General features: G+C 64.2%; 23 protein-coding genes. 13 read left to right on the top strand and 10 right to left on the bottom strand.

Annotation, left to right across the window (positions count from 1 at the left end; translation table 11 throughout):
- Positions 1 to 13 precede the first annotated feature (13 nt).
- A complete protein-coding gene (locus ACVENA_RS21550; RefSeq protein WP_449327004.1) occupies positions 14 to 1492 on the top strand; it encodes a flavin-containing monooxygenase in 1479 nt (492 codons plus the stop codon).
- A gap of 63 nt (positions 1493 to 1555) precedes the next feature.
- On the opposite strand, the gene ACVENA_RS21545 is transcribed toward ACVENA_RS21550, so the two are convergent.
- From ACVENA_RS21545 to ACVENA_RS21505, 9 genes are all read right to left on the bottom strand, one after another.
- A complete protein-coding gene (locus tag ACVENA_RS21545; protein ID WP_449327003.1) occupies positions 1556 to 2869 on the bottom strand; it encodes an acetamidase/formamidase family protein in 1314 nt (437 codons plus the stop codon).
- Positions 2870 to 3217: 348 nt separating this feature from the next.
- Positions 3218 to 4063, bottom strand: coding sequence for an Abi family protein (locus ACVENA_RS21540; protein ID WP_449327002.1), 846 nt, complete (start codon positions 4061 to 4063; stop codon positions 3218 to 3220).
- A gap of 298 nt (positions 4064 to 4361) precedes the next feature.
- Positions 4362 to 5288, bottom strand: coding sequence for a HEPN domain-containing protein (locus ACVENA_RS21535; RefSeq protein ID WP_449327001.1), 927 nt, complete (start codon positions 5286 to 5288; stop codon positions 4362 to 4364).
- 65 nt (positions 5289 to 5353) lie between these two features.
- Complete coding sequence (locus tag ACVENA_RS21530; RefSeq protein WP_449327000.1) at positions 5354 to 6295, bottom strand: DUF2493 domain-containing protein; 942 nt, start codon at positions 6293 to 6295, stop codon at positions 5354 to 5356.
- Positions 6296 to 6612: 317 nt separating this feature from the next.
- Positions 6613 to 7665 (bottom strand): DUF7146 domain-containing protein, encoded by a 1053-nt coding sequence (locus ACVENA_RS21525; RefSeq protein WP_449326999.1) that lies wholly within the window; start codon positions 7663 to 7665, stop codon positions 6613 to 6615.
- Between the two features lie 250 nt (positions 7666 to 7915).
- On the bottom strand, positions 7916 to 8881 hold the full coding sequence (locus ACVENA_RS21520) for a M28 family peptidase (RefSeq protein WP_449326998.1): 966 nt from the start codon (positions 8879 to 8881) through the stop codon (positions 7916 to 7918).
- A gap of 3 nt (positions 8882 to 8884) precedes the next feature.
- Positions 8885 to 10483: a hypothetical protein gene (locus ACVENA_RS21515; protein ID WP_449326997.1), complete on the bottom strand. Its 1599-nt coding sequence runs from the start codon at positions 10481 to 10483 to the stop codon at positions 8885 to 8887.
- 218 nt (positions 10484 to 10701) lie between these two features.
- The gene (locus ACVENA_RS21510; protein ID WP_449326996.1) at positions 10702 to 12783 is read right to left on the bottom strand and encodes a ParB/RepB/Spo0J family partition protein; all 2082 of its coding nucleotides are present in this window, start codon (positions 12781 to 12783) and stop codon (positions 10702 to 10704) included.
- Between the two features lie 123 nt (positions 12784 to 12906).
- On the bottom strand, positions 12907 to 13308 hold the full coding sequence (locus ACVENA_RS21505; protein WP_322309597.1) for a DUF2958 domain-containing protein: 402 nt from the start codon (positions 13306 to 13308) through the stop codon (positions 12907 to 12909).
- A 238-nt stretch (positions 13309 to 13546) separates the two neighbouring features.
- On the opposite strand from ACVENA_RS21505, the gene ACVENA_RS21500 reads away from it, so the two are divergent.
- The 12 genes from ACVENA_RS21500 to ACVENA_RS21445 all read left to right on the top strand — a co-directional run bounded on the left by ACVENA_RS21500 (position 13547) and on the right by ACVENA_RS21445 (position 25150).
- Positions 13547 to 13738 carry a DUF6771 family protein gene (locus ACVENA_RS21500; RefSeq protein ID WP_089216810.1) on the top strand — a complete coding sequence of 64 codons (192 nt, stop codon included), beginning with the start codon at positions 13547 to 13549 and terminating at the stop codon, positions 13736 to 13738.
- 1 nt (position 13739) lies between these two features.
- Positions 13740 to 14069, top strand: coding sequence for a hypothetical protein (locus ACVENA_RS21495; protein WP_317154167.1), 330 nt, complete (start codon positions 13740 to 13742; stop codon positions 14067 to 14069).
- 11 nt (positions 14070 to 14080) lie between these two features.
- Positions 14081 to 14590: a hypothetical protein gene (locus tag ACVENA_RS21490; protein WP_449326995.1), complete on the top strand. Its 510-nt coding sequence runs from the start codon at positions 14081 to 14083 to the stop codon at positions 14588 to 14590.
- Between the two features lie 14 nt (positions 14591 to 14604).
- Positions 14605 to 15255: an SOS response-associated peptidase family protein gene (locus ACVENA_RS21485; protein ID WP_439513740.1), complete on the top strand. Its 651-nt coding sequence runs from the start codon at positions 14605 to 14607 to the stop codon at positions 15253 to 15255.
- A 254-nt stretch (positions 15256 to 15509) separates the two neighbouring features.
- The gene (locus ACVENA_RS21480) at positions 15510 to 16271 is read left to right on the top strand and encodes an autoinducer binding domain-containing protein (protein ID WP_439513741.1); all 762 of its coding nucleotides are present in this window, start codon (positions 15510 to 15512) and stop codon (positions 16269 to 16271) included.
- 97 nt (positions 16272 to 16368) lie between these two features.
- Positions 16369 to 16995, top strand: a complete 627-nt coding sequence (locus tag ACVENA_RS21475) for an acyl-homoserine-lactone synthase (protein WP_449326994.1) — start codon at positions 16369 to 16371, stop codon at positions 16993 to 16995.
- Positions 16992 to 17870: a phytanoyl-CoA dioxygenase family protein gene (locus tag ACVENA_RS21470; protein ID WP_449326993.1), complete on the top strand. Its 879-nt coding sequence runs from the start codon at positions 16992 to 16994 to the stop codon at positions 17868 to 17870. Before ACVENA_RS21475 ends, ACVENA_RS21470 begins: the two co-directional genes overlap by 4 nt.
- A complete protein-coding gene (locus tag ACVENA_RS21465) occupies positions 17867 to 18478 on the top strand; it encodes a GntR family transcriptional regulator (protein WP_449326992.1) in 612 nt (203 codons plus the stop codon). The genes ACVENA_RS21470 and ACVENA_RS21465 overlap by 4 nt, the downstream gene beginning before the upstream one ends.
- A gap of 254 nt (positions 18479 to 18732) precedes the next feature.
- A complete protein-coding gene (locus tag ACVENA_RS21460) occupies positions 18733 to 19341 on the top strand; it encodes a sigma-70 family RNA polymerase sigma factor (RefSeq protein ID WP_439513745.1) in 609 nt (202 codons plus the stop codon).
- Positions 19338 to 20327, top strand: coding sequence for a FecR family protein (locus ACVENA_RS21455; RefSeq protein ID WP_449326991.1), 990 nt, complete (start codon positions 19338 to 19340; stop codon positions 20325 to 20327). Before ACVENA_RS21460 ends, ACVENA_RS21455 begins: the two co-directional genes overlap by 4 nt.
- Before the next feature lie 99 nt (positions 20328 to 20426).
- On the top strand, positions 20427 to 22958 hold the full coding sequence (locus ACVENA_RS21450; RefSeq protein WP_449326990.1) for a TonB-dependent receptor domain-containing protein: 2532 nt from the start codon (positions 20427 to 20429) through the stop codon (positions 22956 to 22958).
- Between the two features lie 11 nt (positions 22959 to 22969).
- Entirely contained in the window at positions 22970 to 25150 is a 2181-nt protein-coding gene (locus tag ACVENA_RS21445) for a prolyl oligopeptidase family serine peptidase (RefSeq protein WP_449326989.1), read from the top strand.
- 7 nt (positions 25151 to 25157) lie between these two features.
- Here the strand turns inward: ACVENA_RS21445 and ACVENA_RS21440 are convergent, their stop codons facing one another.
- The gene (locus ACVENA_RS21440; RefSeq protein WP_449326988.1) at positions 25158 to 25340 is read right to left on the bottom strand and encodes a hypothetical protein; all 183 of its coding nucleotides are present in this window, start codon (positions 25338 to 25340) and stop codon (positions 25158 to 25160) included.

The raw sequence follows: 25340 nt of genomic DNA, 5'->3' as shown, positions 1-25340 counted from the left end.
AGGGGAATATGTGGTGGAAAGCGTTGCGATCGTGGGTGCCGGAATCGCCGGCCTGTGCACGGCGAAGTTGATGATCGCGCTCGGCTATGACGTCCGGGTGTTCGAGAAGGAGTCCGAAGTCGGCGGGGTGTGGGCCGCATCGCGGCGCTATCCCGGCCTGGCGACGCAGAACCCCCGCGATACTTATGCCTTTTCCGATTTTCCGATGCCCGACGACTATCCCGAATGGCCGAGCGGCCGTCAGATGCAGACCTATCTGCAATCCTACGCTGATCATTTCGGTGTCACCCAGCACCTATCGCTGGCGACCGAGATCGTGCGCGCGACGCCGCGCACCGACGGCCAAGGCTGGACGCTCGCGACGCGCCCGGCCGGTGCGTCAAGCGACGCGCCGCCCGCCGTCCAGAGCTTCGACTGGCTGATCCTGTGCAACGGCATCTTCTCGATCCCCACCGTGCCCGCCTATCCCGGTGCGGAGGCGTTCAAGGCGGCAGGCGGCCTGCTCGTCCACACCAGCGAATTCACCGAGCCCGAACGGGCACGCGACAAGCAGGTGGTGGTGATCGGCTATGGCAAATCCTCGTGCGATGTCGCCAACGCGATGGACGGAGTCGCTGCGCGCACGACGCTGCTCGCGCGTCAGCTCATCTGGAAGATTCCGAAGCGGATCGGCAATGTCGTCAACTTCAAACATCTGTTCCTGACCCGCATGGGCGAGGGGCTGTTTCCCTATATCGAACTGCGCGGGTTCGAGCGCTTCCTGCACGGTCCCGGTCGTTTCCTGCGCAATGGGATGCTCAATCTCGTCCAGGGCGTGATTTCGCGTCAGCTCAGGCTAGACCAGATCGGGCTCGAACCCGACCGGCCGCTCGAAACGATCGCGCGCAGTACCGTGAGCCTGGTGAGCGACGGTTTCTACGAGAAGATCGCGCGGGGCAGTCTCGCCGTTGTAGAGGACGAGATCACGGCGCTCGAACCCGGGGTGATCCACCTGAAGCGCGGCGGCGTGCTTCCGGCCGACATCATCGTGTGCGGCACCGGCTGGGATCAGCGCGCCGCCTTCCTCCCCGACGACATTCTCGCCCGGGTGACCGACGCGGCGGGCAATTTTCGCCTCTACCGCTCCACGCTGCCGGTCGGTGTACCGCGCCTCCTGTTCAACGGCTATAATTCCTCTTTCTTCAGCCAGTTGAGCGCCGAGGTCGGATCGTTCTGGATCGCCGAATATATGGCGGGCCGCATCGCCCTGCCCGATACGAGCGGGCAAAACCGGGCGATCGACGAACGGCTCGCGTGGATGCACGAGCGGACCGGCGGCAAGCATTGCAAGGGGACCAATATCGTCCCCTTTTCGCTTCACCACATCGACGAATTGCTGGCCGACATCGACCTTTGCCTTCCCGCGCTGCTCCGGCTGCGCCAGTGGGTGCGCGCCGTCGATGCGCGCCAGTTCGCCAGGCTGCCGGCGAAGCTGATCGCGCGGCGCCGATAGCGCCTGGCGGGTATCATCGATCATAAAAATGGGGCGGCCGGCTGGCCGCCCCGGCGGGAGGAGCTAGCGGGCGCCCGGCGCGCCATATTGCTGCTCGACCAGATGGGCGACGCCCAGCCGTTCGAGGATCGGCCGCGGGCACATGAAGGTGACGCGTGCGACCCCCGGCAGGCGGCTGATCTCGATCGATCCCGCGATCGTCGCGCGGTTGAGGATTTCGTCATAGGGCAGACCTGTGACCTTCGCCGCACGATCGAGCCCGTTCTTTGTCGCATCATTCAAGGTCACGCCCGAACCGATGAAGGTGATCGGGGCATTGTCCTCGACCACCGCCTGTCCGTATCGCTGCGCCAGCGCATCGACCGCCGACCGTTCGGCCGGGCTCAGCGGCTGCGCGAGCGGCGGCAGATCGTCGGCGCGCTGCAGCAGGATCGGCCCGTCGAGCGCCAGCCCCTTGATGACCTCCACCTCCAACTCGACCTCGCCCGCGACGTCGGTCGCATGACCGGCGATCTCGCCATTGCCCTGCTGCGCGTGCATGTCGCCCATATAGATGCCGCCGCCGGGCACCTTCACCGGACAGATCAGGATCGCGCCCTCGCGCACCGAATTGGTGTCCATATGCCCGTCGGTCTTGTGACGGTCGAGTTCGTCCTGCGTCATCGCATAGCCGTGCGGCGCATCGATCAAAAACGACCCGAAATCGCCCGCATTGTGCGAATCGGGCAGGTCGCGCGATGGCGTGGTGCCGATATTCCCCAGAAAGGGACGCATCCGCGCGGCGAGGCCCGAGATGTCGGCGCGCGCCAGCGACAGGATCGAATGCTGCGCCGACTGCCCAGGCAGCGCCGCCATCGTGTTCGCATCGGCGGCAATGCTGTCGGCAATCTCCTGCCCGACGGTCAGCGAGACGCCGGTGTCGCGGTCGAGGACGATGACATAACCGTTCGAAAAGCGGAAGGCGCTGACCTCCGCCCCGCATTTGTCGCAATGCACCGCGTCGTCACCGATGCCCTCGATATGGCTCGGCGGGCTGATTTCGCCGCAGGCGTCGCAATGCTTGGCGACGAAGGGGTCGCCGCTATAGCGCCCCTCGACGAAGGTCATCACGCCCGACGAGGTTGCGAGCGAGGTGACCTGAACCTTCTTCAGCTTGATCGCGATCGCGTCGCCGATCTCGGCCCCCTCGACCAGCACCGGTCGCGTGACTTCGTGGCCACCCTGGAATTTGGGGGTGATCATCGGCCCCCAGCAGCCCGGCGGCGTGCCAGTGCGGATGGTGCCGCCATCGCGCACCGTTCCGGCGGGGGCGATGCTCGGCCCCAATATGCCGCCGCTATATTCGAAGACTTCGACGATCGGCTGGGCATTTGACATGGTGGAGAGTCCTTGGTCGGATCGATTTCGCCGTCAAAGCTAGGAGCAACGCGCTTGGGGTAAAAGGTCTTGAGCATGTCAGCCGGTCAGTTTGCACATTTGGCTGCAGTGCCATGAGATCGAATGCATCCGCGGGATATTGACGATCCTGCAGGATCGTCTTGCCGAGGCGACGGCCCTGCGCAAAGAGGTTCGGCGATTCCCCGCCATTTCAGAGCCTGTCTTGGGATTCATAGATCGGTCACGGCTGACACGGAGGCTCGACAAACGAAAGGCCGCTTTCGGATACGGCCGCTTGTGGCTGGAACGACCGGAATCAGGCGCAAAGCCGACCAGTCGTCTTGCCCATCAAACTTGCCAAAGTGGCCGCTGCAGCCAGTTCGCGGGAAAACCCATCGATCGTATATCGCCCTCGGGATGGGTCGCGATGTGCGCCGCCACATCGGCAAGCCAGGTCGAGTCCGGCGCCACGGTATTGATGACGTGGCCGATCATGCAGATGCCGTTGTAAAGCTTCGCCGGTGCCTGAGTGGCATTCTGGTCGATGGTCGCCTGTAGGGATTTGGGCTTTTGCGCGAGCTTCGGAGGCGTAAGGAAGCCCCGGTTCCACAGCCGGCCGTGATGCGCGCAGATATTACGGATGTCGGTCACATGGCGGACCAAGGGCACGAGAACGGTCTCCGGAAGACCAAGGGGCGCGGCGATGCGCGTTCGAAGAGCGCGGTCTGCGAGGCTCGAATACCAGCGCGAAAGGTGACCGAAGGACATCATTTCTGCGACCATCCAGACCGGCGGCAATGCTGGCAGATCGTAGTTTTGCCGATAATGCTTGATATAGGTCTCGTTCGAACGCCCCACTTCGCCAGCCAGTTTCGAGAGGCGAAGGTGATAGTCGATGCGGTCGCTATAAAGACTGGCGTCGAGATAGCTGTGTCCATCGCCAAGCCCAGCCAGATGATAAGCCCAGCTTCCGCGCAATGCCACTTCGACATGCTCGGTGCCGCGCATCAAGAGGCGCCGGAGTAGCCGATCGAAATCATAGAGGGCGGTGACGCGTTCGAATGTCGTGCCCGGAAGGAAGCGCGGCCCCGCCTGTCCCTTCGGATGTTCGAAATAGAGCCAGTAGGCGCTCAGCCGGTAGTAGCTCACATGGCGGAGCCACGCCTCGGCCGCCGGCTCGTCGGCAACGATCATGCCATTTGCCCGGAGGTGAGCGATTTGCTGCGTGTAGGTGAGAGTCGGTTTGGAATAGGCGCGTGACATTGACCATCGTCATGCGTCAATGGCGCCCAAAATAAAAGACCCGCCCAGTGTGCATATCCTTGCGGACAGAGGCCGGGCGGGTGCGATTGATGCCCACATAGGGTAGACAAGCGAACAAATCAATAACAAGCGTCGCATCGCAACACGAAATAGGACCCTTCCACCCCGGCATCACGCGAACGAAGGAAGGAGCGTCCCCAAGGCCCTGTCAAAGGGTAGCCACTGCACATCAGGCCGTCGGAATACGGGCCTCCAACTCGGCAACGCGCTCCGAACAGATCGCATGCACCGCGCGGCCGAGCTCCTCAACATGCGCAGCGAGCCACAGCAGGTCCGCCTCGCCGATGCGATAATGTTTCGAGTAGCGGGCCTTCACATAAGCCTCCTTCAGCTTCTCGAAGCGTGTGCGATCAGCCTTCAACGTGCGAGGCCACGCATCCACCAACCGCATATCGATCCGTTCCGCCTGCGTTCGCAGGAACCCGAGGTTGTGCACATGCGGTGTGTAGAAGGTGCATACCAACAGGACGCAATGATAAAGGCTCTCCGCCGCTTGATGAAGAACGAATGACGCCTGCTTGAATGCGCCTTCGGCGCGTCCTGCCTCATGCATTTTGAAGAATGCGTTTGCTTGAGGCATCCACTCCTCAAAATATTCCTTTGCCATCGCCAATGCCTGCTCAGGCGTCTTCGGCTTCGGCTGATGCAATAACTTGTCGTCATATTCGTAGAGCGCGATCCCGTCGCGCGCGACGTCCATGAAGAAATAGCGTCCATGCGCCAGCCCGTCGTTCACCTCCTGCAGGGTGTGGACGATGAAATTCACCGGTGTGTGCAGTGTCTTGTCGATCGCAAGTTCGCGGGTCAGGCGGTCCTCGAGTTTCGACCAGAAGTCGATCTTGTCGGTCAGGCGCTTGTCGTTGACGATGATCAGCAAATCGAAGTCCGAGCGATAGCCCTTCGCCGTGTGCGGCTCGTCGACCCAGCCGCCGCGGGCATAGCTGCCGTAGAGGATGATCTTGTCGATCCGGCCCTTTTTCTTCCAGCCCATCGTCGAAAGCGCGACGGCATCTTCGAATTCTTCGAAGATGATCGCCTTTACGCGCTCGAGCTCGCGCTGCTTGTTGGCCGGAAGATGATCGAGATCGGTACGCATCGTTCCTTCCTTCTGTGGTCACAAGCTCGCCCGATGGCAAGCATGGTCGGGTCCAGATCGAAACCTCATGGCGCTTCGCGGATGCGGAAATCCCACACGGGGATGCCGAACGCCCGCGCCTTGTCGACGAGATTGTCCTGGATGCCGGTGCCCGAGAAGACGATGAGCCCGGCGGGCATGGCGTCGATCATGCGCTCGTTGCGCTTGAAGGGAGCCGCCTTCCTGTCGCGGTTCCAGTCGGGGCGGAAGGCCACCTGCGGCACCTTGCGGGCGTCGGCCCAGCAGGCGGCGGCACGCTCGGCACCGGTCGGCGTCGCGCCGTGGAGCAATATCATGTCGGCATGACGGGCATGAACCTTGTCGAGTGCCGACCAGATATGCCGGTGATCGTTGCACGCGGGCCCACCGCTGAAGGCGATGCGGGTGCCCTCGGGGATCAGCGCCTTGGCCTTTTCGCGGAGGCGGCGATCCATGAAGTCGCGGCTGTCGATCATCGCCGCGGTCATCGTCTGATGGCGGACGCGCGACCCGGTGCGCGGGACCCACGCCTTGCGGGCGTGAATGCGATACTGTTCAGCGGCGCATTCGCGGAAAAATTCCATGGCGTCGCGCCGCTCGATCAAGGTGATGCCCTCGGCGATCGCGCGCTCGAGTTCGACCGAGCGGATTTCGCTGCCATCCTGTTCGCGCTGGAGATCTCGCTGCGCCACCTCGTTGCGGTCGAGATCGCGCTCGATCCGCGTGCCCGCGCCGTGGAAGAGATTGACGACGCCCCAGAGCAAATCTTCGAGATCGGGTTCGATCCGCGTGTCGACGAGACAGCCCGCGAGCGCGTCGAAGATGTCGGCGACGGCGCCGCCGGCAAGCCGGTCATCGGGAAGCGGCCGCCCGTCGGGCTCATCCTCGAACGGACGATAGCCGTAGAGCTGCATTTCCTGGAGGAGATATGCGCTGGCGCCGGGCTCGGCGGGCTCGCTGCGTTCGGAAAAGTCTGACAGGTCGCTCATGTCATGCCTCGCTTCTGGTGGCCGCGGCTCTCGCGGCCTTCGCGGCGACGCCCCCGCGGCGGCGGGTGCGGGTCGGCACCGCGCGGCACGCGCGGCCGAAGCGCCAGCGTAGGATGGCGAGGGTGCGGCTATTTTGTCTCGCGATGCAAAGGGGCGCAGCCCCGGCGGAAAATAGCCACGCGCTCGCCATTGCGGTGCCCGCGCCCGCCGCCGCAGTCGCCCTCCAGCGAAGGCCGGAGGCGCGGCCTCCACAGGGAAGCAATGGCCAAATCGGTCGGACGTTAGATGAAGCGGTGATCCCGATGTCCGAAATAGCACTATATATTTCGGACAAGAAAGCGCGCCGCATCGAGCGGCAGTATCCGGTCGCGAAGCCGGGCCGCCATTTCTTCCCGGCCCGTCCGAACGAGATCGCTGTTGAAATCGTCGAGCCGCGGATCGAGCGGGACGATTGCCACCCCGAGCGGCTCGGCGCGCTCAATCAAGGTCTTCATCGCCCACGAGCCCGCAGCGTCATCGTCGCGCGCGACGTAGAGACGGCGCAGCAACGGCGGGAAATGGATGGCCGCGAGATGCGCCGCCGACAGGCCAGCAATCATCGGGAGGTCCGGCATCAGCTCGCGCAGTGAAAGGATCGTCTCGATGCCCTCTCCGGCCGCCATGACGTCCCCTGCGGTTCCGAACCGGACGCCATGTCCAAGGAGATTTCCCATCGCGCGGCGGGGACAGGCGACGGGAGCCTTGCCGCCCGCCGGATCGAGCCAGGTGCGATGGACGCCGGCGATTTGACCGGCGTCGTCGGTCACCGCGGCGATCATGGCCGGCCAGGCGGTCCTGACGTCGGGAGCATCGTCGATCGATGCCCGGTAATAGCAGCGCGGATGAAAGCGGATCGCGCCATTCCCGCAGGCGACACCGATCCCGCGCGATGCGAGGTAGGCAGCGGCCCCCGTCCCGGCGATCGGCTTCGACGCAGCCCAAAGCCGCCGCGCCGCCACATGCGTTCCCATCGATGCCTTGCGCGAGCGCCGCGATTGAGACCCCGCCGGCTGCGGCATCGACATCGGCATGCTCAAAAATCGCCGCGCCTCGGCGAGGGTCTCGCGCAAATCGGCGTGACCGCAACTGGCGGCGATGACATCGAGCAGGTCGCCATGTTCGCCGCTCGCGGCATCGGTCCATTTCCCCGCCCGGCCGCGCCCGTCGCCCGACGACGACAGCAACAGGTAAAGGCTGCGACCGGGCGTCCCCCGGACATCGCCGACAAGCCAGTAGCGGCCTTCGCGGCGGCCGTTGGGGAGATAGTGGCGGCAGACGGCTTCGGCATTGTCGGCGAGGCGGCGCGCCAATTCACGGGCTGGACTTTCCATTCGGGGCTCCTTCCAAGGCCTTGCGCCCGCGCAGATGTCGATCGAAAGTGATCGGCGATCCGCACGGACAGCTCGGCACCGGCAGCCCCTGCCAGCGCGTAGAGCGTGATTTTGTCACAAACGGGACATCAGAATCAAGCATGACCTGCCCGCCCGTCCGGCGGCGGGACCCGCGGAACCGGCGGAGTCGAAGCCGATCCAAACATGGCGGACACTATCGGCCCGCAGGTTATTCGGCGGATGCCGCGCATCAGGTCGGCATGAGCGGACGATAGCCTTGGTCAACGTCCATTTCCTCGGCCCACAGCGCCATCTGGAAGTCATCATAGCTGACCCCGCATTGCTCGAGCATCCAGGCCGCGAGCGCCGGATGATCGGCGACGGCTTCGACGAAATCATCACCACCATGCCTGCGCCCGCGGTCGAACCACCAACCGGCCTCTTCCTGGACGGAAGGATCGCGCTCGATCACCAGCTGCGACGCATCGAGTTCGAGCATGGCTGCGAGCAATTGCTCGCAGTGGACGACATCGAGCGTCTCGCGCGGCCCGTGCTGACGCTGATAGCCCACCGACAGATTGGTGCATTCGGAAACGATGCCGGCATATTCATTGGTGTCGGTGTAGACGCCGGTATCGTCGGGGGCATAGCGGAACCCCATATTCTGCCGGTTGAGCGCCGCCGCAAGACTCGATGCGAAGGCATCGGAGCATGTCCGGCCATAGCTCTGGTGGGTGATGACATCGCCAAGCCCCGCGCGGTCGAAGGCGATCGCCGCGTCGATGTCCGCGAGAAGTTCGGGCGTGTGGCGCTCGATCCAGCGCGAGCCGAGGCAACCCTGCTCCTCGCCGCGATGGAAGAGGTAGAGGCCGGGACGCGCGGCCGCGATCATGCCGAGCATGATCCACAGTCCCGCGCCGTCGTCGGCGCCGAGCGACATGCCCGCTTTGCCGTCGCACAGATGCGCGATGCCATGCTCGTCGACGCCCACCGCCTGATGCCCGCCGACGGCCGCGACCGTGTCGACATGGCAACTCCACAATGTGCGCGGACGATCGCCGATTTCCAGCATCCGATTGCCGAATCCGTCGGCGCGCATGTCGGGAACCCGGTCGAGATATTCGCGGCAAAAGGCGCGTTCGGTCGCACTGTCATGGGGCCGTGCCCAGGACAGGATTTCGAGGAGGCCGGCGCGGCCTGCAAGGTCATGGGTCATGGATCAGGCTCCTGTCTGGCAAGGGATGGCCATCGCGGCCACGGACGCCGCGACGGCGGGGGCGAGGCCATCGGCCAAGCCTGGCGTTTCGGGAGAATTGTCGTGGGCGCATCCGCAGGCGCACGGTTCGAGCGGCGGGGATTGCACTGTTTCGAGGCGAAGGCGCTCGGCCGCCTCTTGCTCGCGCCTCAGCCGTTCTTCGCGGGCACGCTCCCCGGCTGCCTGCCATTTGGCGACCTCGATTTCGATCGCGGACATTTCATACAGGAACCAGTCGCGCGCGAGGACATGAGCATTGGCGAGCGCCGGATCGTCATCGTCGACAGGATCGGGCAGATAATCGGCGCAAAGCCACTCGCCATGATATTCGGTGAGATCGGCCGCATGATACCATTCGCCCGACCCGTCGCATTTCCGGCAGCAGGTCGCGAGCCACCATTCGCCGCGATCTTCGAGATAGACCGCACCGAAGGCCTCGACATAACCGTCAAGCACGTCATGCTCATCGCCATCGGCAAACACCGTGATGAAGGTTTCGGCATCGCTGTAGCTGCGCTCATTATGCGCGCAGAAGACCGTGTGATCGGTGAAGCAATTATAGCACCATTCTTCCGACGAGCCGTCGCCGAAATACACATCCTCGTGCGGCGTCGTTTCGCGGTCGCACCGCGGGCAGTACCAGCATCGGTCGCCCAGCCCGTTGGTATTTTCGGACGGGATTTCACCATGACCGATGATGAGATATTCGCCGTCGTCGGCGAGGTCATCGCCGGCATCGATATAGGGAACAACGAAACTGCCGCCGTCGACGAGGCGCCGGATGCGCGCGCCATTGAGGCTGCCCTTGGCATAGCCCGCATTTTCGAGCAGCAGCTTGAGCCGCGATACATCGCCATAGATGCTGGTGTAGATTTTGAGCTCGGGCCACACCACGCTGCGCGCGCGGGCATCGTCGCGGGCGCCGATATAGGCGAGCGCCGTGTCGGGACCGGCATAGACGCGCACCGGGTGGCAATAGCTCTCGAAGTCGCCTGCGCCATGCGACATGCAGCTGCCGGGACCGCCAACATAAACCTCCTCGATTTCGTCGGCGTCCTGCGTGATCTTGAGCGCATCTTCCGCGAGCTGAACCGAGAGCCGGGCGCACCAGCCCTCGATCGCATTGTTGTCGAGATGGGCCGAAAAGAAGCGATGAAGATAGCGGCCCGGCGACATGACGAGCTGCCGGTCGACCTCACCCTTCGCGGCATTCTCGGTGAAAGCGATCTTGCCCGCCTGCTCGGTCGAGACATGGCAGAAATGCTCGTCATGCTTCTCCTGATACCAGGGCTCCTCATGCCAGGGCGTCGGCGCATAGGTGCCGTCGGCGAAGCGCAATTTCTCGCGGACCGGCCAGTCGACGTCGCCGATTTCGGCGCCGGCGAGCGCGATACGGAGCTGCGCATCGGGCGCGCGGAGGAGAAGCTGCTTCCGCGCGGCTTCGGCTTCGTCGAACGAGGACCAGAGATATTGCTGGTCGCCATTGGGTGCGAAAAGGAATTCGATCGTCACCGGCCGCCACTCGGCTTCCGAGTGCGGGCAAAGGATTTGAAACTGTGCCATGGATGGGACTCCGCGCAGCCGCGCGCATGCCCCAAAGAGGAGCGAGCGCGGGCTGCATTGCTGTTGGGGTGGCGCAGGGTCAGCGAGGGTCGGGGTCAGCGTCCGGACTGAAGGCCGTGACCGGCCCCGGATCGCGTCAAGCCGTCAAAGGGCGACTTTCCCGGATGCGGCTGCGCCGTGAAGAAAATCTGGCGGGAGCTACGCCCCCGCCAGATGGCTCACTCGGCCGCGACGGGCAGTTCGGCGACGCCAGGATCGCCCTCGTCGGCATCGACGGGCACCGCCGTTTTACCGCCGTCCGGATCGATGTCGTCCATACCCGGCGTTCGCATCGGCGCCGGGAGCCAGGTCGTTTCTTCGACCAGCCGCTCGGCCTCGCGGGCCATGTCGGCTTTCTTGAGATGGCCGATCATCCGGGCAGCTTCGTCACCGCGCGCCTCGGCGACATCGGCGAGGATCTGCGGCTTGGTCACACCGCTGAAATAGCCTGCCGCGGTCGGCCGCCACCCCGCGCCATGCACATCGAGCCCCGCGGCCAGCGCGAGGATATGGCTGTGGGCGATCCGTCGCTCGACGCCATGCGCCGAGATGCGGCCATTGTCATATTTGGGAACGACTTCGGCCTGGGCGTTGACGCAGAGCGACACGCAATGCGCCAGGAGCTGCGACTGCTCCTCCCCATCGAGAGTGAGCAGAAAGCTCCACACTTCCTTGTCCGACTGCGGCAGACGCTCCTTCCATGCCGCCGCGCGAGCGTCGATCGCCTGTGCGGGCGCGCAATCGCGCAAATCACCCGGGGCGTTGGAAAAGGAGACCCGGTTCGCCGCGATCTGGACACAGCATTCGCGGCTGAAGCTGTAGAAACAGCCCAGCACGAGGACGTGGAGAACGGCGGCGAAGGCGAGCGCCGGGTCTTGAGCGACCCTGTCCTGCAGCGCGAGGGTGCGCCAGGCCGTGAGATCCGAGACGAGACGGTCGGGGAGCGGGCGCAGCGCGCTCGCTTCTTCGGCACCTTCGGCGTCATCCTGAGCCTTCACGGGTTCGCCATCGCTGCCGGTGGAGCGCGTGGTGTCGCCCGGCCCCGACGCGCTGTCGTCGCCGAGTCCCCCCTGCAGTTGATCCTCAGGCTTCACGAAGCCGCGCTCGACGCGCACCGACCCATCGCGGTCGAGCGAGACGAATGCCCCCGCCATCACCATGTCCTCAGGAGCGAAGATCAGCGGACGGTCGACCAAAGCACCGAGTTCGGCATCGATCGCCTCGATCCGCGCATGCACCTCGTCGGGCACGTCGTGCGCATCGGCCCATTCATCGCCGAGCTCCTCGCCTTCGGCTTCAAGCTCGGCGACGCGGGCTGCTTCCGCTTCGGTCATCGCGACCTCTTCGCGGTCGATCTCGCGAAACCCGCGCGTCGCGTCCCACGGCAGGTCGATCGCGGTCGTCACCCATTTCCAGCCCTCGGCGAGGATGCGCGCGCCCTCGGCTTTCAGCTTGGCATCGACGAGCCGGTCGAGAAGCGCGGGGTCGGTGAGCCAGCCGCCGCCATCGGATTCGAACAGGTCGCGCGCGATGCCGCCGCCCGCTTCGAGATAGGTGTCGAGACCGACGAAGCAGACCCTTTTGTCACCCGCGCGAACGCTGTTCTCGGTGAGTTTCTGGCGGATCCAGGTCGCCGACTTGTTGAAGCTATGCTCGAGCTGCTCCCAGACCTCTTCCTGCCGCGCATGATCGTCGGCGATGGTGAAGGCCATGAGTTGATCGAGCGTCATCGCCTCTTCGGCGTAAAGCGCGTGCAGCCTGGGCGAGACACTGGCGAGCTTCAGGCGCTGGCGCACTGCGGCGGGGGTGGTGTGAAAATGCGCGGCGATTTCCTCGATGCCGGCGTCCTTCTCGACCATCGCCTGCATCGCGCGAAATTCATCGAGCGGATGCAGCGCCTCGCGAAAGCTGTTCTCGGCGAGGCTGTCCTCTTCTGCGAGCACATCATTGGCCGCACCGCCCACGACACAGGGGATCGGCGCGTCCTTCGCGAGCCTCTTCTGTTTCGCCAGCAGTTCGAGCGCGCGGAAGCGCCGGCCACCGGCCGGAATTTCGAACTGCCCCGTTTCCTGCCCCTCCCCATCGAGCAGGGGACGCACATTGAGGCTCTGGAGCAAACCGCGGCGGGCGATGTCGGCCGCCAGCGTATCGATCGATACGCCTGCCTTCACGCGCCGCACATTGGCCTGCGACAGGCGCAAGCGGTCGAGGGGAATGTCGCGCGATGGAGCGAGGGTGATTTTCGGAAGCGCTTTGGTCATGGGCCTTCTCCATGACGGGCCGCCGAGAGACACTCTCCCGGCTCCTGAAACCCGTCATGAAGCCCCGGCTTCCCTCTTCCTCGAACGGGGCCGCCGCCGGCTGCCCCGAAAAAGCCCGCGGCCTCAGCCCCGCCCCGAAAGCCGGCGCGCCGCTGCATGCAGGCGCTGCTCGCCAAGGATGATCGAGCCCGCCGCGCGCGCCGCTTCGGCATAGACCGACAGGGGATGGCGTGCCTCGAAGTGGAGGTCGCGCTCGATGCCGAGCCCGAAGGGCAGGCGCACCCCCTCGAGTTCGGTGGCCGAGAAACTGCCGAGTTCGGGACAACCGAAGCCCAGGTCCGCAAGACCGAACAATATGCCGTCGGCATCGATCTCGGTTGCGAGCCAGGTGGCGGCGCCGACGGGGCTGAAGAAGCGCACGACGGGCTTGGGATCGGGTTCGCGCGCGCCGCGCGCGATCGCATCGTGCCTTGCGGCAGCATTGGCAGCGAGCGCGGCGGCGATGTCGGGAGTGAGGAGTTTCATGCCGCGATCCTTCCCCCGGAATCTTTGCCGCGGCGGCAAGGCTTTGCTTGATGGTTCATTTCGCTTCTCCGCAGCGGACCGGCAGCGAGCCTCTCTCGCCGCACTCCGTCCGCCACGCGGTCCGGCAACCCTCGCGCTCGCTCGCGGCGGCCTGCCGCCGCGGGACCGGGGATCATGGACAGGCCCAGCCGTGCGCAGCGGGCTTGCCATGTTGTTCTTCCTATGTTCTCATATGGGCATGGACAGAATCGATACCGCCCGAGTCGCCGAAACCCTGCTTGCCGCTCCCGGCTGGGCGCGCGTGGGCCTCACCGCACCTACAAGTCACATGCGCGTCGAAGCGGCGTTCGAGCTCGCCCGCGTCATCGTCGAGAGCGTGGGTGGAAGCCCCGAGCCCGCGCATATCGACCAGCTCGGGCTTTCGCTGTGACGTGGGCGGCTGGACCAGAGAAGGCGGGCGGCGCGCGACGCATCTGTTCGAGGCGGCGGCATGGTATCAGGCGGTCAGGCCCGTGTGCCGCTGCGGCCATAGCGCGACCTTCGATCCTTATGGTCTGTGGTGGAAGTTCCAGCGCAAGATGTGGGACGATGATCTTGGCAAGGCGCGTGAGAAATTCTGGTGCGCGCGCTGCAAGGCACGGACCGGCAAACGTATTCGGCCGATCCGGCTCGAACTGGTCGCGCCGAGCAAGGACGATATCCAATTGCCCATGCCCGACGAACGCGAATGGAAGCGCGCGCTGAGCCGCTTCCGGGCCTAGGAGACCGTCCGATGGACATCGAGAATGACGACGCCCTTGTGGGCATTGGCAAGAGCCATCGCGTGATGATCTGGGATGGACAGCAGGAGCGCGAGAAGGAGCTTCACTGGGGCCTGCCGTCGCGTGATCATGACATCTTCCAGATCCCGCTGCTCAAGTCCGAGACCGCGATCATCGACCGTCCGTGCCTGCTGCTTGCCAATGAGTTCGGCCTGGTGAAGCGCGGCAAGACGGTCTATTCGGCAAGCCTCATCGGCGAACCCTTCCTATGCATCGCGGCAACATGGCGTCCCGGGAACCGCGATTGGCCCGACAGTTTCGCGGCGCTCACCGTCCCCGCCTATGCCGATCTTGCCCATCATAAGGACCGCCATGTCGGGGTGGTTCATCCTGACGACCTTTTCGACTGGCTGATGGGAAGGCGACCACCGCTGGACTTGCTGCGGCCCTTCCCCAAGGATAGCTTCAGGATCACGCCGCCGATCCAGCAGAATTTCGACGACCTGCTCGGAGCGGCCTGACGAAGGGCCGCCCGATGTGCAACCTGGTGACGCTGAATTCGACGGTCGACGAGGTGGCATCCTATTTCAAATCGCGTCGGCCGCAGGCCACCAACGCATCGCCCGGCGATGTCTATCCCGGCGGACAGGGTTTCGTGGTGAGGCAGGACGGCGGCGAACGCATCCTTCAGGCCATGACCTGGGGCTTCCCGGTGCGCCTCAAACATATGAAACCGGCCAGCAAGCCGAAGCCGGTCAACAATGCGCGCGACGACAAGCTGATGTCCTTCTGGCGCCCCTGGTTCACCGCCCCCGCCAATCGCTGCCTCATCCCTTTCACCTCCTTCGCCGAAGCCGAAGGCGAGAAGGGCAAGATGACGCGAACCTGGATCAGCGTCACCGACCAGCCGCTTGCCGCATGGGCGGGGCTCTGGCAACCGACCGACGAATGGGGTGATTGCTATACCGGCGTGATGGTCGATGCGACCGAGGAACTGTTCCACATCCATGATCGCATGCCGGTTATTTTGCACCCCGAAGATCATGATGCCTGGCTTCACGCACCTGCCGAAGAGGCGATGGCCTTGGTCGCAAAATATCCTGCCGATCGCCTCGCCGTCGAGCGCACTGAAGTGCCCTGGTTCAGCCGTAAGGCGCCGCCCGCCGACGCGCCGTCGCTGCTCTGACAAGCCGTCATATCCGACAGGAATAGATCCAGAAGCGGGTCCGATTGTCGGGACGGGGGCCTTTACCCGGATTATCAGCCTGTTACATCTTGCTCACCGATCGATCGCCGTGCGCCAGGCTGCGGAAACAGCGGCCGGACATGGCGTGAGGACCCGTCGGAAATTCCCCCGTTCGCCCGCGCCGAAAGGAAAAGGCCCGCGGCGATTGTTGGAGCGGACCGCAGGCGAGCGGGTCGGGAACGCGCCGGCGGCCGATGAACGACGTGAAGCATTATTATCTGACAGAGGAACTCGCACAGGAATTTACCGGAGCAGACCGAGAAGAGCAGCTCTTTGCCGCACTGACCAAGGCTGCGGGCCGAATGGGGTTCGACCATTTCGCGCTTGCCTTCGATCGGCGCGGAACCGGCGAACCGGCGTCGATCCTCGTGCACAATTATCCCGACGCCTGGGCCAAGGTCTATGTCGGTTTCGATCTCAGCGGAACAGATCCCATCCGCCGCGCCAGCGAGCGATCGCTGACCGGCTTCGAATGGCGCCACGTCGATCGCTATATTCCGCTGAGCCGCGGCGATCGCCAATTGCTGTCGGTGGCACGCGAGAGCGGCGTCGGTGACGGTTTCACGGTTCCCCGCCATCTGCCCGGCGAGGCGTCGGGGACCTGTTCCTTCGCGGTCCGTCCGCATGCGGACATTCCGGCGGACATGCTCCACGCCGCCGAAATCCTCGGCGCGATTGCCATCGCTTCGGCGCGCGAGTTGATCGGCTCCTCTCCCTTACGGCCACGCCCGATGCTTACCGAACGGCAACGCGAATGCGTGCTCTGGTCGGCGCGCGGCAAGACCGCCGGCGAGATCGCCGATATTCTCGGGATCAGCGAAGAGACGGTCGTGCGCCACCTCAAGATGGCGCGCGACCGCTATTCGGTGCATTGCCGCTCGATGCTGATTCTGTGCGCGCTGTTCGACGGGCTGATCGGCTTCTCGGACATCTACGACTGGTGGCGCCCGAACTGACGCGCCGCGCATAATCGCAAAATCCTTGCCCAGAAATGGGCATAGGCGCCGCGCAGGATCGATGGTCTGATTCCGGCTCCACAGCCAAGGAATCATCATGATCGAACAATCCGTGCGGGCGCCGATGGCGCCCGGGGATGCCGCGCTGCGCGGCATGTTTGCCGCGCGAAAGCAGGTCTTCATCGACCAGCTCAAATGGGATTTGCCCGTCCTCGACGGCCGTTTCGAGCTGGATCAGTTCGACACGCCCGACGCCCGCTATCTGATCCTGCTCGACCCCGACGATCTGCGTCATCGCGCTTCGGCGCGCCTCCTGCCGACCACGGCGCCGCACCTTCTCGGCGACATCTATCCGCACCTCTGCGCCGATGGCCCGCCGACCGGCACCAGAATGTGGGAGATCAGCCGCTTCTGCCTCGACCCCGCGCAGACGCCCGCAGAGCGCCGCGACGCCCGCAACCAGCTCGTGACCGCGCTCGCCGACCATGCCCTGCACAATGGCATCAGCGACTATGTCGGGATTGCGGAGGCGGGCTGGTACCACAGTATCAGCAAATTCGGCTGGACGTGCCGCACGCTGGGGCCCGTCTACCGAGATGACGCGTGCAGGATCGTCGCGCTCAACATTTCGATCGACGAAGACACGCTCCCGGGCCTGAAACGAACGGGGACCTATGCGCCGCTCATGCTCAAATTTGAGGAAGGCGGGGAGCCGGCGCTATGAAAAAGGATCTCACCGAAGCCGATGTCAGCGCGATGCTGGTCGAGGAATTGCGCCGCACCGGCTATTGCATCCTCCGCAACGAGGCGATCGCCCGCGTCCGCGCCTTGGCGCAGGATCTCGATCCGATCTTCGACGCGACACCCTTCTGCGATGGCAATTTCTATGGTCGCCGCACGAAGCGCTGCGGCAGCCTGCTCAAGCGATCGGAGCATATGGCCGCACTGGTGCTCAATCCGATCATCCTCCCCGCGGTCGAGACGATCCTCGGAACTGGGTGCGACCGGATACAGCTCAACCTCACCCAGGCGATCGAGATCCATCCGGGCGAAGTCCGGCAGTTTCCGCACCGCGACCAGGATATGTGGCGCGGCGCCAACGGCACCCAGGAATATCTGGTCAATGTCCTCTGGCCGCTCACGCCCTTCACGAAGGAAAATGGCGCGACGCGCATCTTCCCGAACAGCCATGGCGCGGCGGGAATGGCAAAGACCGATCTCGGCCAGCCGATATTCGCCGAATGTGAGCCGGGGTCGGCGATCTGCTTTCTCGGATCGACCGCACACGGTGCGGGCACGAACCTCAGCAAGGAGGTGAGGCGCGGCGTGCTGGTCAGCTACAGCCTTGGCTGGCTCAAGCCCTATGAGAATTTGTGGCTGGCCTATCCCCCCGAGGTCGCGCGACATTTTCCACCCGAACTGGCAGCGCTCGCCGGTTATGCGCAGCACCGTCCCAATCTCGGCAATTATGAAGGCCAATGCCCCTCTGTTCTGCTGAAGGATGAAAGGCCCGCTCATCTCGGCGCGATCGACGCGCTGCGCCCCGACCAGGCCGAGGCGGTCGCCGCCTTTGCCGCCGTCGAAAGGGCAGGCGCATGAGTCCCGCGCATGTGTTCGAGCCGACCTATGAGGCGATCAAGCGCCGGCTGATGACGGGCGAATGGGCGACTGGGGCCAGAATTGAGGCCGCGCGTCTAGCCGATGACCTCGGCGTCAGCATGACCCCGGTACGCGACAGTCTCTACCGCCTCAATGGCGAGCGCATGGTCGACTTCATGCCGGGCGAAGGCTTTCATGTTCACCGCCCTACCGAGACCGAGTTTCGCGATCTGCTCGAGCTGCATCTGATCCTCCAACTCGCCGCGCTCGCGACGGCGCCAAATCGGCTGGCAACCCCGGTGAGCGCCGATCAGCCCTATCCCGAACGCATCGCCGATCTGTTCCTCGCGGTCGCGGATCGATCTTCGAATGCCGAGATCGTGGCGAGCATCGCCGCAATCGGCGACCGGCTCCAGTTCTCGCGCCATTTCGACGCTGCGATCCTTGGCGATGTCCAGGCCGAATATAAATTGCTCGAGTCCGCCATTGTCGATGCCGCTCCGCAGACCGAGATGCGGAGCCTGCTGCTTGGCTATCATGAGCGGCGCGCGCGCGAGGCCACTTCCTATGCGCGGACGCTTGCTGCGCATCCCGGCCGCCAGACCTGAGCGGCCAATATTGCCGGATCGACGCTTTTGCTTGTCACAGCCGCCCGCAATTGACATGATTCGGGCGCGCTGGAGCATTGCTGGCAGCTTTCGCGCGGACTATTTCGCCAGGCATTATATGCGCCAGTCCTTGACCGGACCGGCGGCCGAACCGGACCCTGGATCGCACAAGCGACCGAACGGCGGCACAGCACTGGGAGACGGGCATCCGGCTACGGCGGGATGGCTCTGCTCGTGCCCTCGGAACAATTGCTGTGTCTTCCTGTACCTGCTGCGACGACGCTCCGCTGCGTCACCCCTTTTCGGTGTCGTCGGCCTGTCATGTGCATCCCGACGATCGCCCGGCACCGGTCGAACATCGGCCCGTCACCGGACAGGATCTGGAGACAATGTATCGCACGCACCGCTCGTCGCTCTTTCATTTCCTGCGCCGCAAGGCGGGCCCCGAGGAAGCACCCGACCTGGTTCAAGAAGTCTTCGCGCGGGCAGCGGGAAGCGAGCAACGGCATCACCTCGTCAACCCGGGCGGCTTTCTTCGCCGTATTGCTCAGAATCTGCTGATCGACCGGGCGCGACGCCGCAAGTCTGCGCCGATCGCTCTATTTTCGCTGCGCGAAGAGAGCGATGCCGTGACCCCGGCCACGCAGGAATGGCACCTCGAAGCGGCGGACCTTCTGGAGCTTTACGAGAAGGCCGTTGACGCAATGCCGCTCAAGACGCGCCGCGTCTTTCTGATGCACCGGGTGGACGAACTTTCCTATCGCGAGATACATGAACAGCTCGGCATCAGCATTGCGACGGTGGAATATCATATGATGAAGGCGCTCGGTCAGATCGCGAAGGTGGTGGACAGCGGGAAATGACCAAGGCCGTCGACGACGATTATCCGGCCGACGAGGTCGCGCGCGCGTGGCTCGTCAAGATGCGCGGCGAGGATGCGGAGGCGCTGCGCGACGAGTTCGACGCGTGGTTGCAGGCCTCAACCGAGCATCGCGAAGCCTATCGGCGCGCCGAAAAGCGGATGGCTGCGCTTGCGATCCTCAAGACTTCACAGCGCCACGGAACCACGCATGCCGAGGCGCGCCGTGGTCGAATGCGCGGCTGGTTCACATGGGGAGCGGCCGCCACCGCGCTCGCGCTCCTGATCATCGCGATCGGGGCTGCGGGCGCCCCCTTTCCCGGCCAGCCAGGCGGCGGCGCGACGGCTTTTGCCGCCGAACCGCTCGAGACGCAGCGCGGCGAGATCCGCACCTTCCGGCTCGTCGATGGTTCGCGCGCGACGCTCGACACCGACAGCCGGCTCGACGTGGCCTTTTCGCATGGCGAACGAAGCGTTCGTCTCGTGAGGGGCCGGGTCCGACTGTCGGTCGCGCCGGGCGATGTCCCACTCCGGATCGAGGCCGGGCGCGGAGGGGCGACGGCAAATGATGCAGAAATCGATCTGAGTCTCGCCGCATCGGGGAGAGTGGTCGCGTCGCAGCGCCGCGGCGCAGCAGAGGTGCGCGCCGATGCAGACGTCGAGCAGACCATGCCCCTCAAGGCAGGAAGCGCCCTCGCCTATGGGCCCGGTAGCCGGTTGGAGCCTGTCGCGGCGCCGGCGGCCGTCATTCAGCCAGACTGGACCGAAGGGTGGGCAGAGTATCGATCGATCAAACTCGGCGCGCTCGTCGCCGAAGCCAATCGCTACGCCGCGGTGCCGATCGTGATCGACGACACCGACATAGCCGCGCGCGAAGTGTCGGGTCGCTTCCATATCAGCCAGACCGAGGCATTTGCCGAACGGATCGCCATATTGTTCGGCCTCGCCGTCGAACGGAGGTCTGACGCCATCCACCTCCGCCGTCGATAATTTTTTCACCGAGCGACTAAGGTCGCTCCTATCTTCCCGTCAACGCACCCCCACTGGCCGTCTGCCTGATGCACGGCCGAGAATATTGGGGGAGTGAAAATGTCGATTAAATCCCGTTCGCTGGCCGCACTGCTCGTCGGCACAGCAGCCTTGCTTTCGCCCGAAGGCGCGCAGGCCATGCAGGCGCCGCGCCAATCCTATGATATTCCGGCGCAGGATCTGGGCGACGCTCTGCGCCGTGCCGCCGCGCTCGCCGATATCGAGCTCTATGTCAGCGCGCAGGACATCGAAGGGAAGAGGGCGCCCGCCGTGCGGGGTCAGCTCACGCCGCGCGAAGCCATCGAGGCGCTTCTCGCCGGCAGCGGCCTCACGGCGCGTTTCGAGAGCCGGTCGGTCATTATCCTGAGCGACGCCGCCGTTCCGGCCATCCCCGCGGGCGAGCCCGAAGTCATCATCGTCACCGGGTCGCGCATCGCGGGCGCTCCTGCCGCCGCGCCGGTTATCGACATCAGTGCCGAGGATATTCGCAACGCGGGTCATGCCGACCTCGGCGAGGTGGCGCGAAGCCTGCCCCAGAATTTCGGCGGCGGGCAGAATCCCGGGATCGGGTCGGGTCAGGGCGTCGCGAACGAGAATGGAAACGTCAATGGGGCCTCGACCTTCAACCTCAGGGGGATAGGGCCGAGTGCAACGCTGACGCTGCTCAATGGCAATCGCTTTGCCTACAGCGGCACGCAAAGCGCCATCGACGTGAGTGCGATTCCGGCAGCGGCGGTCGAACGGATCGAGATCGTCACCGACGGCGCGTCGGCGATCTACGGCGCCGACGCGGTGGCGGGCGTGGTCAATATCCTGCTGCGCAAGGATTATGAAGGAATCACGACGAGTGCCCGGCTCGGCGGATCGACCGACGGGGGCAATTTTCAGCAGCAATATGGGCTGCTCGGGGGCGCAAAATGGTCCGGTGGCGGCTTCCTTGCGGCCTATGACTATTTCGAGAATAGCGCGATCCTTGCGCGCAATCGCAGCTATGCAGCGAGCAGCAACCCCGCCTCGACACTCTACCCGGAGCTCAAGCGGCATAGTTTTCTGCTGAGCGCTCATCAGCAGGTGGTTGCCGGCGTACAGTTGAAGACCGACGCGATCTACAAGCGCGGCGATATGACTTCGGTGCGCGGTCTTATCGTGGACCGTCCGATCACGACGCGCGGTACGATTGTCACCAATGAGTTCGAAACCTTCGGAATCGCCCCGACGATCGAGGCCGAGATCGGTGGCAGTTGGACCGCGCGCATCTCCGCCTTCTACGGCAGCGATAACACCTATGGCGAGACGCAGAATTTCACCAACGGGGTGGCGACGCGCCCCATTCGCATATTCAACAATCGCAGTGTCAGCGTCGAAGCCGGTGTGGAGGGCGCGATCTTCGCGCTACCCGCCGGCGATGTGCGGCTCGCCGCCGGCGGCGGCTGGCGTCGCAACCGGCTCGTCGCGGAGGTCAACGGCCGTGGTTTCGCCGGACGCCGCGACAATCTCTATGCCTATGGGGAGTTCTTCCTGCCGTTGGCAAGTCCTGCTCAAGACCTCTCCTTTGCCCACCGCGCGTCGATCACTGCGGCGCTTCGCTTCGAAGATTACTCCGATGCCGGGAGCATCGTGGTTCCCAAGCTGGGCTTCGTTTATGCGCCGGCCGAAGAACTAAGCATTGGTTTATCATGGGGCCGGTCGTTCAAGATGCCGACGCTCAACCAGCAATTCAGCGGCTACACGCCGGTGCTGCTGCCCGTCACTGGCTACGGTACAATGTTCCCAGCGGGTTCGACCTACATCTACATCGGCGGCCGGAATCCCGACGTCGGTCCCGAGCGGTCCGAGAATATCACCTTAAGCGCGACATTTCGGCCGTCGCCGCGACTCCAGATCGTCACCAGCCTGTTCCGGATCGATTATCGCGACAGGGTTGCGCCACCCTTCGGCTCACCGCTCGGAACGCTGACCAATCCGCTCTACGCTGATTTTATCACCTTCAACCCGTCGGCCGCGTCGCAGGCCGAGGCAATCGCCGGCGCCGCCGATCCTCTCGGCAATGGAACGAGCGGGCCCTATAATCCCGCCACGGTGATTGCGATCATCGACGGTCGCGACCGGAATATCGCCGCGCAGCGCTATGAAGGCGCCGATCTGGCGATCCGCTACCGGGCTCCGATTGGCAAGCAGACGCTGACGCTTACCGCCAACGCCACCTGGCTCGACAGCCGGCAGCGCTTGCTGCCCGGTCTTCCGAACATCGATCTGGCGGGCACGATATTCAATTCGCCGCACTTTCGCGCCCGTGGCGGCGCGACCTTCGGCGGCGAGCGCTTCGCACTGGCCGCCTTCGCCAATTTCACGGGCGGCGTAACCGATCGGCGGCGCGCCGTTCCGGTGAGTGTCTCGCCCGTCACGACGCTCGATCTTTCCGCACGCGTGAAGCTGGGACGCCTCGCCGAAATATCGGTCAATGCGCTCAATATCCTCAATGCCAAGCCGGATATGACGGCAGTCGCATCCGCTAGCGACACGCCTTTCGATTCAACCAACTATTCGGCTGTCGGGCGTTTCCTTGGCGTCACGATCAGCCGCGACTGGTGAGGAGCGCCGATATGAAAATCGCACTCCGATCCGGCCTCCCGGCCGTGGCGCTCCTTGCCGCCGCGGCGCTCTCCCCTGCCGCGCAGGCAGGGGAGAGCAAGGGCAGGCCTTGGACGCTCGAGGATATCCTCACAGTTCCCGAAGTGAATGAAATCGCTCTGTCGGACAATGGTCGCCTCGCGATTTACGCTGCCGAGATTGCCGACCTCGATGCCGGAAAGCCAAGATCGCATATTCGCATCGTGGACGTCGAAACTGGTCGGACGAAGGAATTGCTGACGGTCGATACAATCAAGTCGCTGCGACCCGTCCCCGGGACACCCGACTGGAGCGCTTTGATAGACCTTGGCGAAGGCCAGCAACTCTACCGGATCGACACTGAGAGCAAGCTGCTGCCGCTGATCGTGAACCCCAACCCCGTGCCAGTGGGAAAGGCCGACATGTCTTTCCCGCTCGGCGGCGGCATACGCCCTTCGCATATCGGTATCCTCGACTATGACTGGTCACCCGACGGCAAATGGCTTTGGTATTCACAGCTCAGGGCCAAGGCCGACGGACCTCGAGTCCGGTTCGATCAGGAAGTTACTGCGTTACTTGGCCGGCGACGCTCGACGATCGACGTCGAGGTCGACTATTTCCTGCGGGGACCTGAGGGCAGCACGACGAGGATCATGACGCGGCCGTCGACCGATCGCGTCGCCACCCGCGGTGGGGGTCGCATTCTGTGGCGAGGCGATGAAGTCCAGTTTCGGATCGAGACGAGCGACGGCACTTTGGGTGGTGCCTTCGAGTTCCTGGCGTGGAACCGCGTGAACAAGACGGTGCGCACGCTCGCGAAGCAACGCGACTTGCTCAGCATGTCGATTCTCGGCGGCCCGCGCGGTGGGCAGCTTTCGACAAGCGGTGTGGGCAGAGATCGGGAGTTGCTCGAGACTTCGGCGGAAGGCCGTTCGCACAGCTATGGTCGTGTCGCATTCGACATCGGCGATTCGCGTTCTGTCGGCTGGAAAAGCAGCCGCGACGGTAGACGGGTGGTGATCGGGACCAGGGGGCTCGGCGATGCGCGCTATGGTCTCGCGCTCATCGACAAAAGAGGGGTGCGTGAACTCCGCGGGGACGCGAGCCTGACGCGATGCGGCTTCGACGGCATGCTCCGGGCTGCCATATGCGTCGAGGAAGGCATGTCCCGGCCGCCGCGCCTCGTTCGTGTGAGCCTTTACACAGATAAGATCGCGGACCTTGGTCCCATCTCACCAAGACATGAGGAGATCGAACCTCTTCAGGCCATCGCACGCACCTTTGTCAGTCGCGATGGCTATTGGTCGAGCGGCTATGTCTTGCTCCCGCGCGGCCACCGCGCCGGCGACCGACACCCAGCGGTGGTCGTGACCCACGGCACCGATGCAGACGACCGCTTTGCCGAGCCCGCAAACCAGTGGAACTATCCAGTCCAGCTGCTTGCTGAACGCGGTTATGTGGTTCTTCTCCTGAACGACCCCTCACCCGGCCAGTCGAAGGATTTGATGGACGCCATGCACGCCTGGCTACGCGGTAAAGGTCCCCCCGATCCTGAAACGGTTCAACAAAAACTCTGGCTGACCGGCGTGCACAGCTTCGAGGATGCCGTGACGGAACTTGCCGCTGAGGGGCTGATCGATCCGGCCCGCGTCGGAATAGCCGGCTACAGTCGCGGCTCCCAAATGGTCAACGTCACCGTGACCAACTCAAAAATGTTTCGCGCAGCCTCGAGCGGCGATGGCGGCTTTCTGGAACCCGCCGGCTATGCAACGGGCCGCTCCAGTTATGATGCGGTCTATGGCGGTGCCCCGCTCAGCGACAATATCGAACGCTGGCGCCGATTTGCGCCGTCGCTGAATGCCGACAAAGTCTGTGCCGCGGTGTTGCAGCAAGTGGCTTCGGCATCGCCGTCACAGATCGAACTGTTCGAGGCTTTGCGTGCGGCAGGCGTGGCAACCCAGATCAGCTACTATCCGGGAGCAACAGCGGCGTCCGACGAAACGCATGTCTTCTACCTGACAACCAACCGATTGCGCGCGATGCGCGAAAACATTGCGTGGTTCGACTATTGGCTGCTCGACAAGAGGGACGCCGATGCGCCTTTCCCAGATCATGTGGTAAAATGGGATCGCTTGAAGAAAAACTTGCCAGATCGCTGCGCCGCCGCGCCTTGATCCGTGCTCAATCGTATTCGCCAATTCCTGCGAAAGGTATGTAGCGCGAGCCGGTGTCTTCCTCGACGGGGCCCACCGGTTCCAAACCGCGCGTCTGCGCACTGATCGCACCAAGGTCCAAAAGCTCCAGCTTGGCGTCTCTGTCTTCCATTGCTCTTCCTCCAAATTGCGGTTCGAATTGAACGCGCAT

The sequence above is a fragment of the Sphingopyxis sp. 550A genome (genome assembly GCF_053569535.1).
Note: the sequence above shows the minus strand (reverse complement) of the source record. Positions and strands in the feature narration are given on the sequence as shown.

What these genes read in the sequence shown, in the direction of transcription:
- ACVENA_RS21545 (WP_449327003.1), bottom strand. Translation starts at nt 2,869, where the DNA reads ATGTCAAATGCCCAGCCGATCGTCGAAGTCTTCGAATATAGCGGCGGC.
- ACVENA_RS21540 (WP_449327002.1), bottom strand. Translation starts at nt 4,063, where the DNA reads ATGATCGTTGCCGACGAGCCGGCGGCCGAGGCGTGGCTCCGCCATGTG.
- ACVENA_RS21535 (WP_449327001.1), bottom strand. Translation starts at nt 5,288, where the DNA reads ATGCGTACCGATCTCGATCATCTTCCGGCCAACAAGCAGCGCGAGCTC.
- ACVENA_RS21530 (WP_449327000.1), bottom strand. Translation starts at nt 6,295, where the DNA reads ATGAGCGACCTGTCAGACTTTTCCGAACGCAGCGAGCCCGCCGAGCCC.
- ACVENA_RS21525 (WP_449326999.1), bottom strand. Translation starts at nt 7,665, where the DNA reads ATGGAAAGTCCAGCCCGTGAATTGGCGCGCCGCCTCGCCGACAATGCC.
- ACVENA_RS21520 (WP_449326998.1), bottom strand. Translation starts at nt 8,881, where the DNA reads ATGACCCATGACCTTGCAGGCCGCGCCGGCCTCCTCGAAATCCTGTCC.
- ACVENA_RS21515 (WP_449326997.1), bottom strand. Translation starts at nt 10,483, where the DNA reads ATGGCACAGTTTCAAATCCTTTGCCCGCACTCGGAAGCCGAGTGGCGG.
- ACVENA_RS21510 (WP_449326996.1), bottom strand. Translation starts at nt 12,783, where the DNA reads ATGACCAAAGCGCTTCCGAAAATCACCCTCGCTCCATCGCGCGACATT.
- ACVENA_RS21505 (WP_322309597.1), bottom strand. Translation starts at nt 13,308, where the DNA reads ATGAAACTCCTCACTCCCGACATCGCCGCCGCGCTCGCTGCCAATGCT.
- ACVENA_RS21500 (WP_089216810.1), top strand. Translation starts at nt 13,547, where the DNA reads ATGGACAGAATCGATACCGCCCGAGTCGCCGAAACCCTGCTTGCCGCT.
- ACVENA_RS21490 (WP_449326995.1), top strand. Translation starts at nt 14,081, where the DNA reads ATGGACATCGAGAATGACGACGCCCTTGTGGGCATTGGCAAGAGCCAT.
- ACVENA_RS21485 (WP_439513740.1), top strand. Translation starts at nt 14,605, where the DNA reads ATGTGCAACCTGGTGACGCTGAATTCGACGGTCGACGAGGTGGCATCC.
- ACVENA_RS21480 (WP_439513741.1), top strand. Translation starts at nt 15,510, where the DNA reads ATGAACGACGTGAAGCATTATTATCTGACAGAGGAACTCGCACAGGAA.
- ACVENA_RS21475 (WP_449326994.1), top strand. Translation starts at nt 16,369, where the DNA reads ATGATCGAACAATCCGTGCGGGCGCCGATGGCGCCCGGGGATGCCGCG.
- ACVENA_RS21470 (WP_449326993.1), top strand. Translation starts at nt 16,992, where the DNA reads ATGAAAAAGGATCTCACCGAAGCCGATGTCAGCGCGATGCTGGTCGAG.
- ACVENA_RS21465 (WP_449326992.1), top strand. Translation starts at nt 17,867, where the DNA reads ATGAGTCCCGCGCATGTGTTCGAGCCGACCTATGAGGCGATCAAGCGC.
- ACVENA_RS21455 (WP_449326991.1), top strand. Translation starts at nt 19,338, where the DNA reads ATGACCAAGGCCGTCGACGACGATTATCCGGCCGACGAGGTCGCGCGC.
- ACVENA_RS21450 (WP_449326990.1), top strand. Translation starts at nt 20,427, where the DNA reads ATGTCGATTAAATCCCGTTCGCTGGCCGCACTGCTCGTCGGCACAGCA.
- ACVENA_RS21445 (WP_449326989.1), top strand. Translation starts at nt 22,970, where the DNA reads ATGAAAATCGCACTCCGATCCGGCCTCCCGGCCGTGGCGCTCCTTGCC.
- ACVENA_RS21440 (WP_449326988.1), bottom strand. Translation starts at nt 25,340, where the DNA reads ATGCGCGTTCAATTCGAACCGCAATTTGGAGGAAGAGCAATGGAAGAC.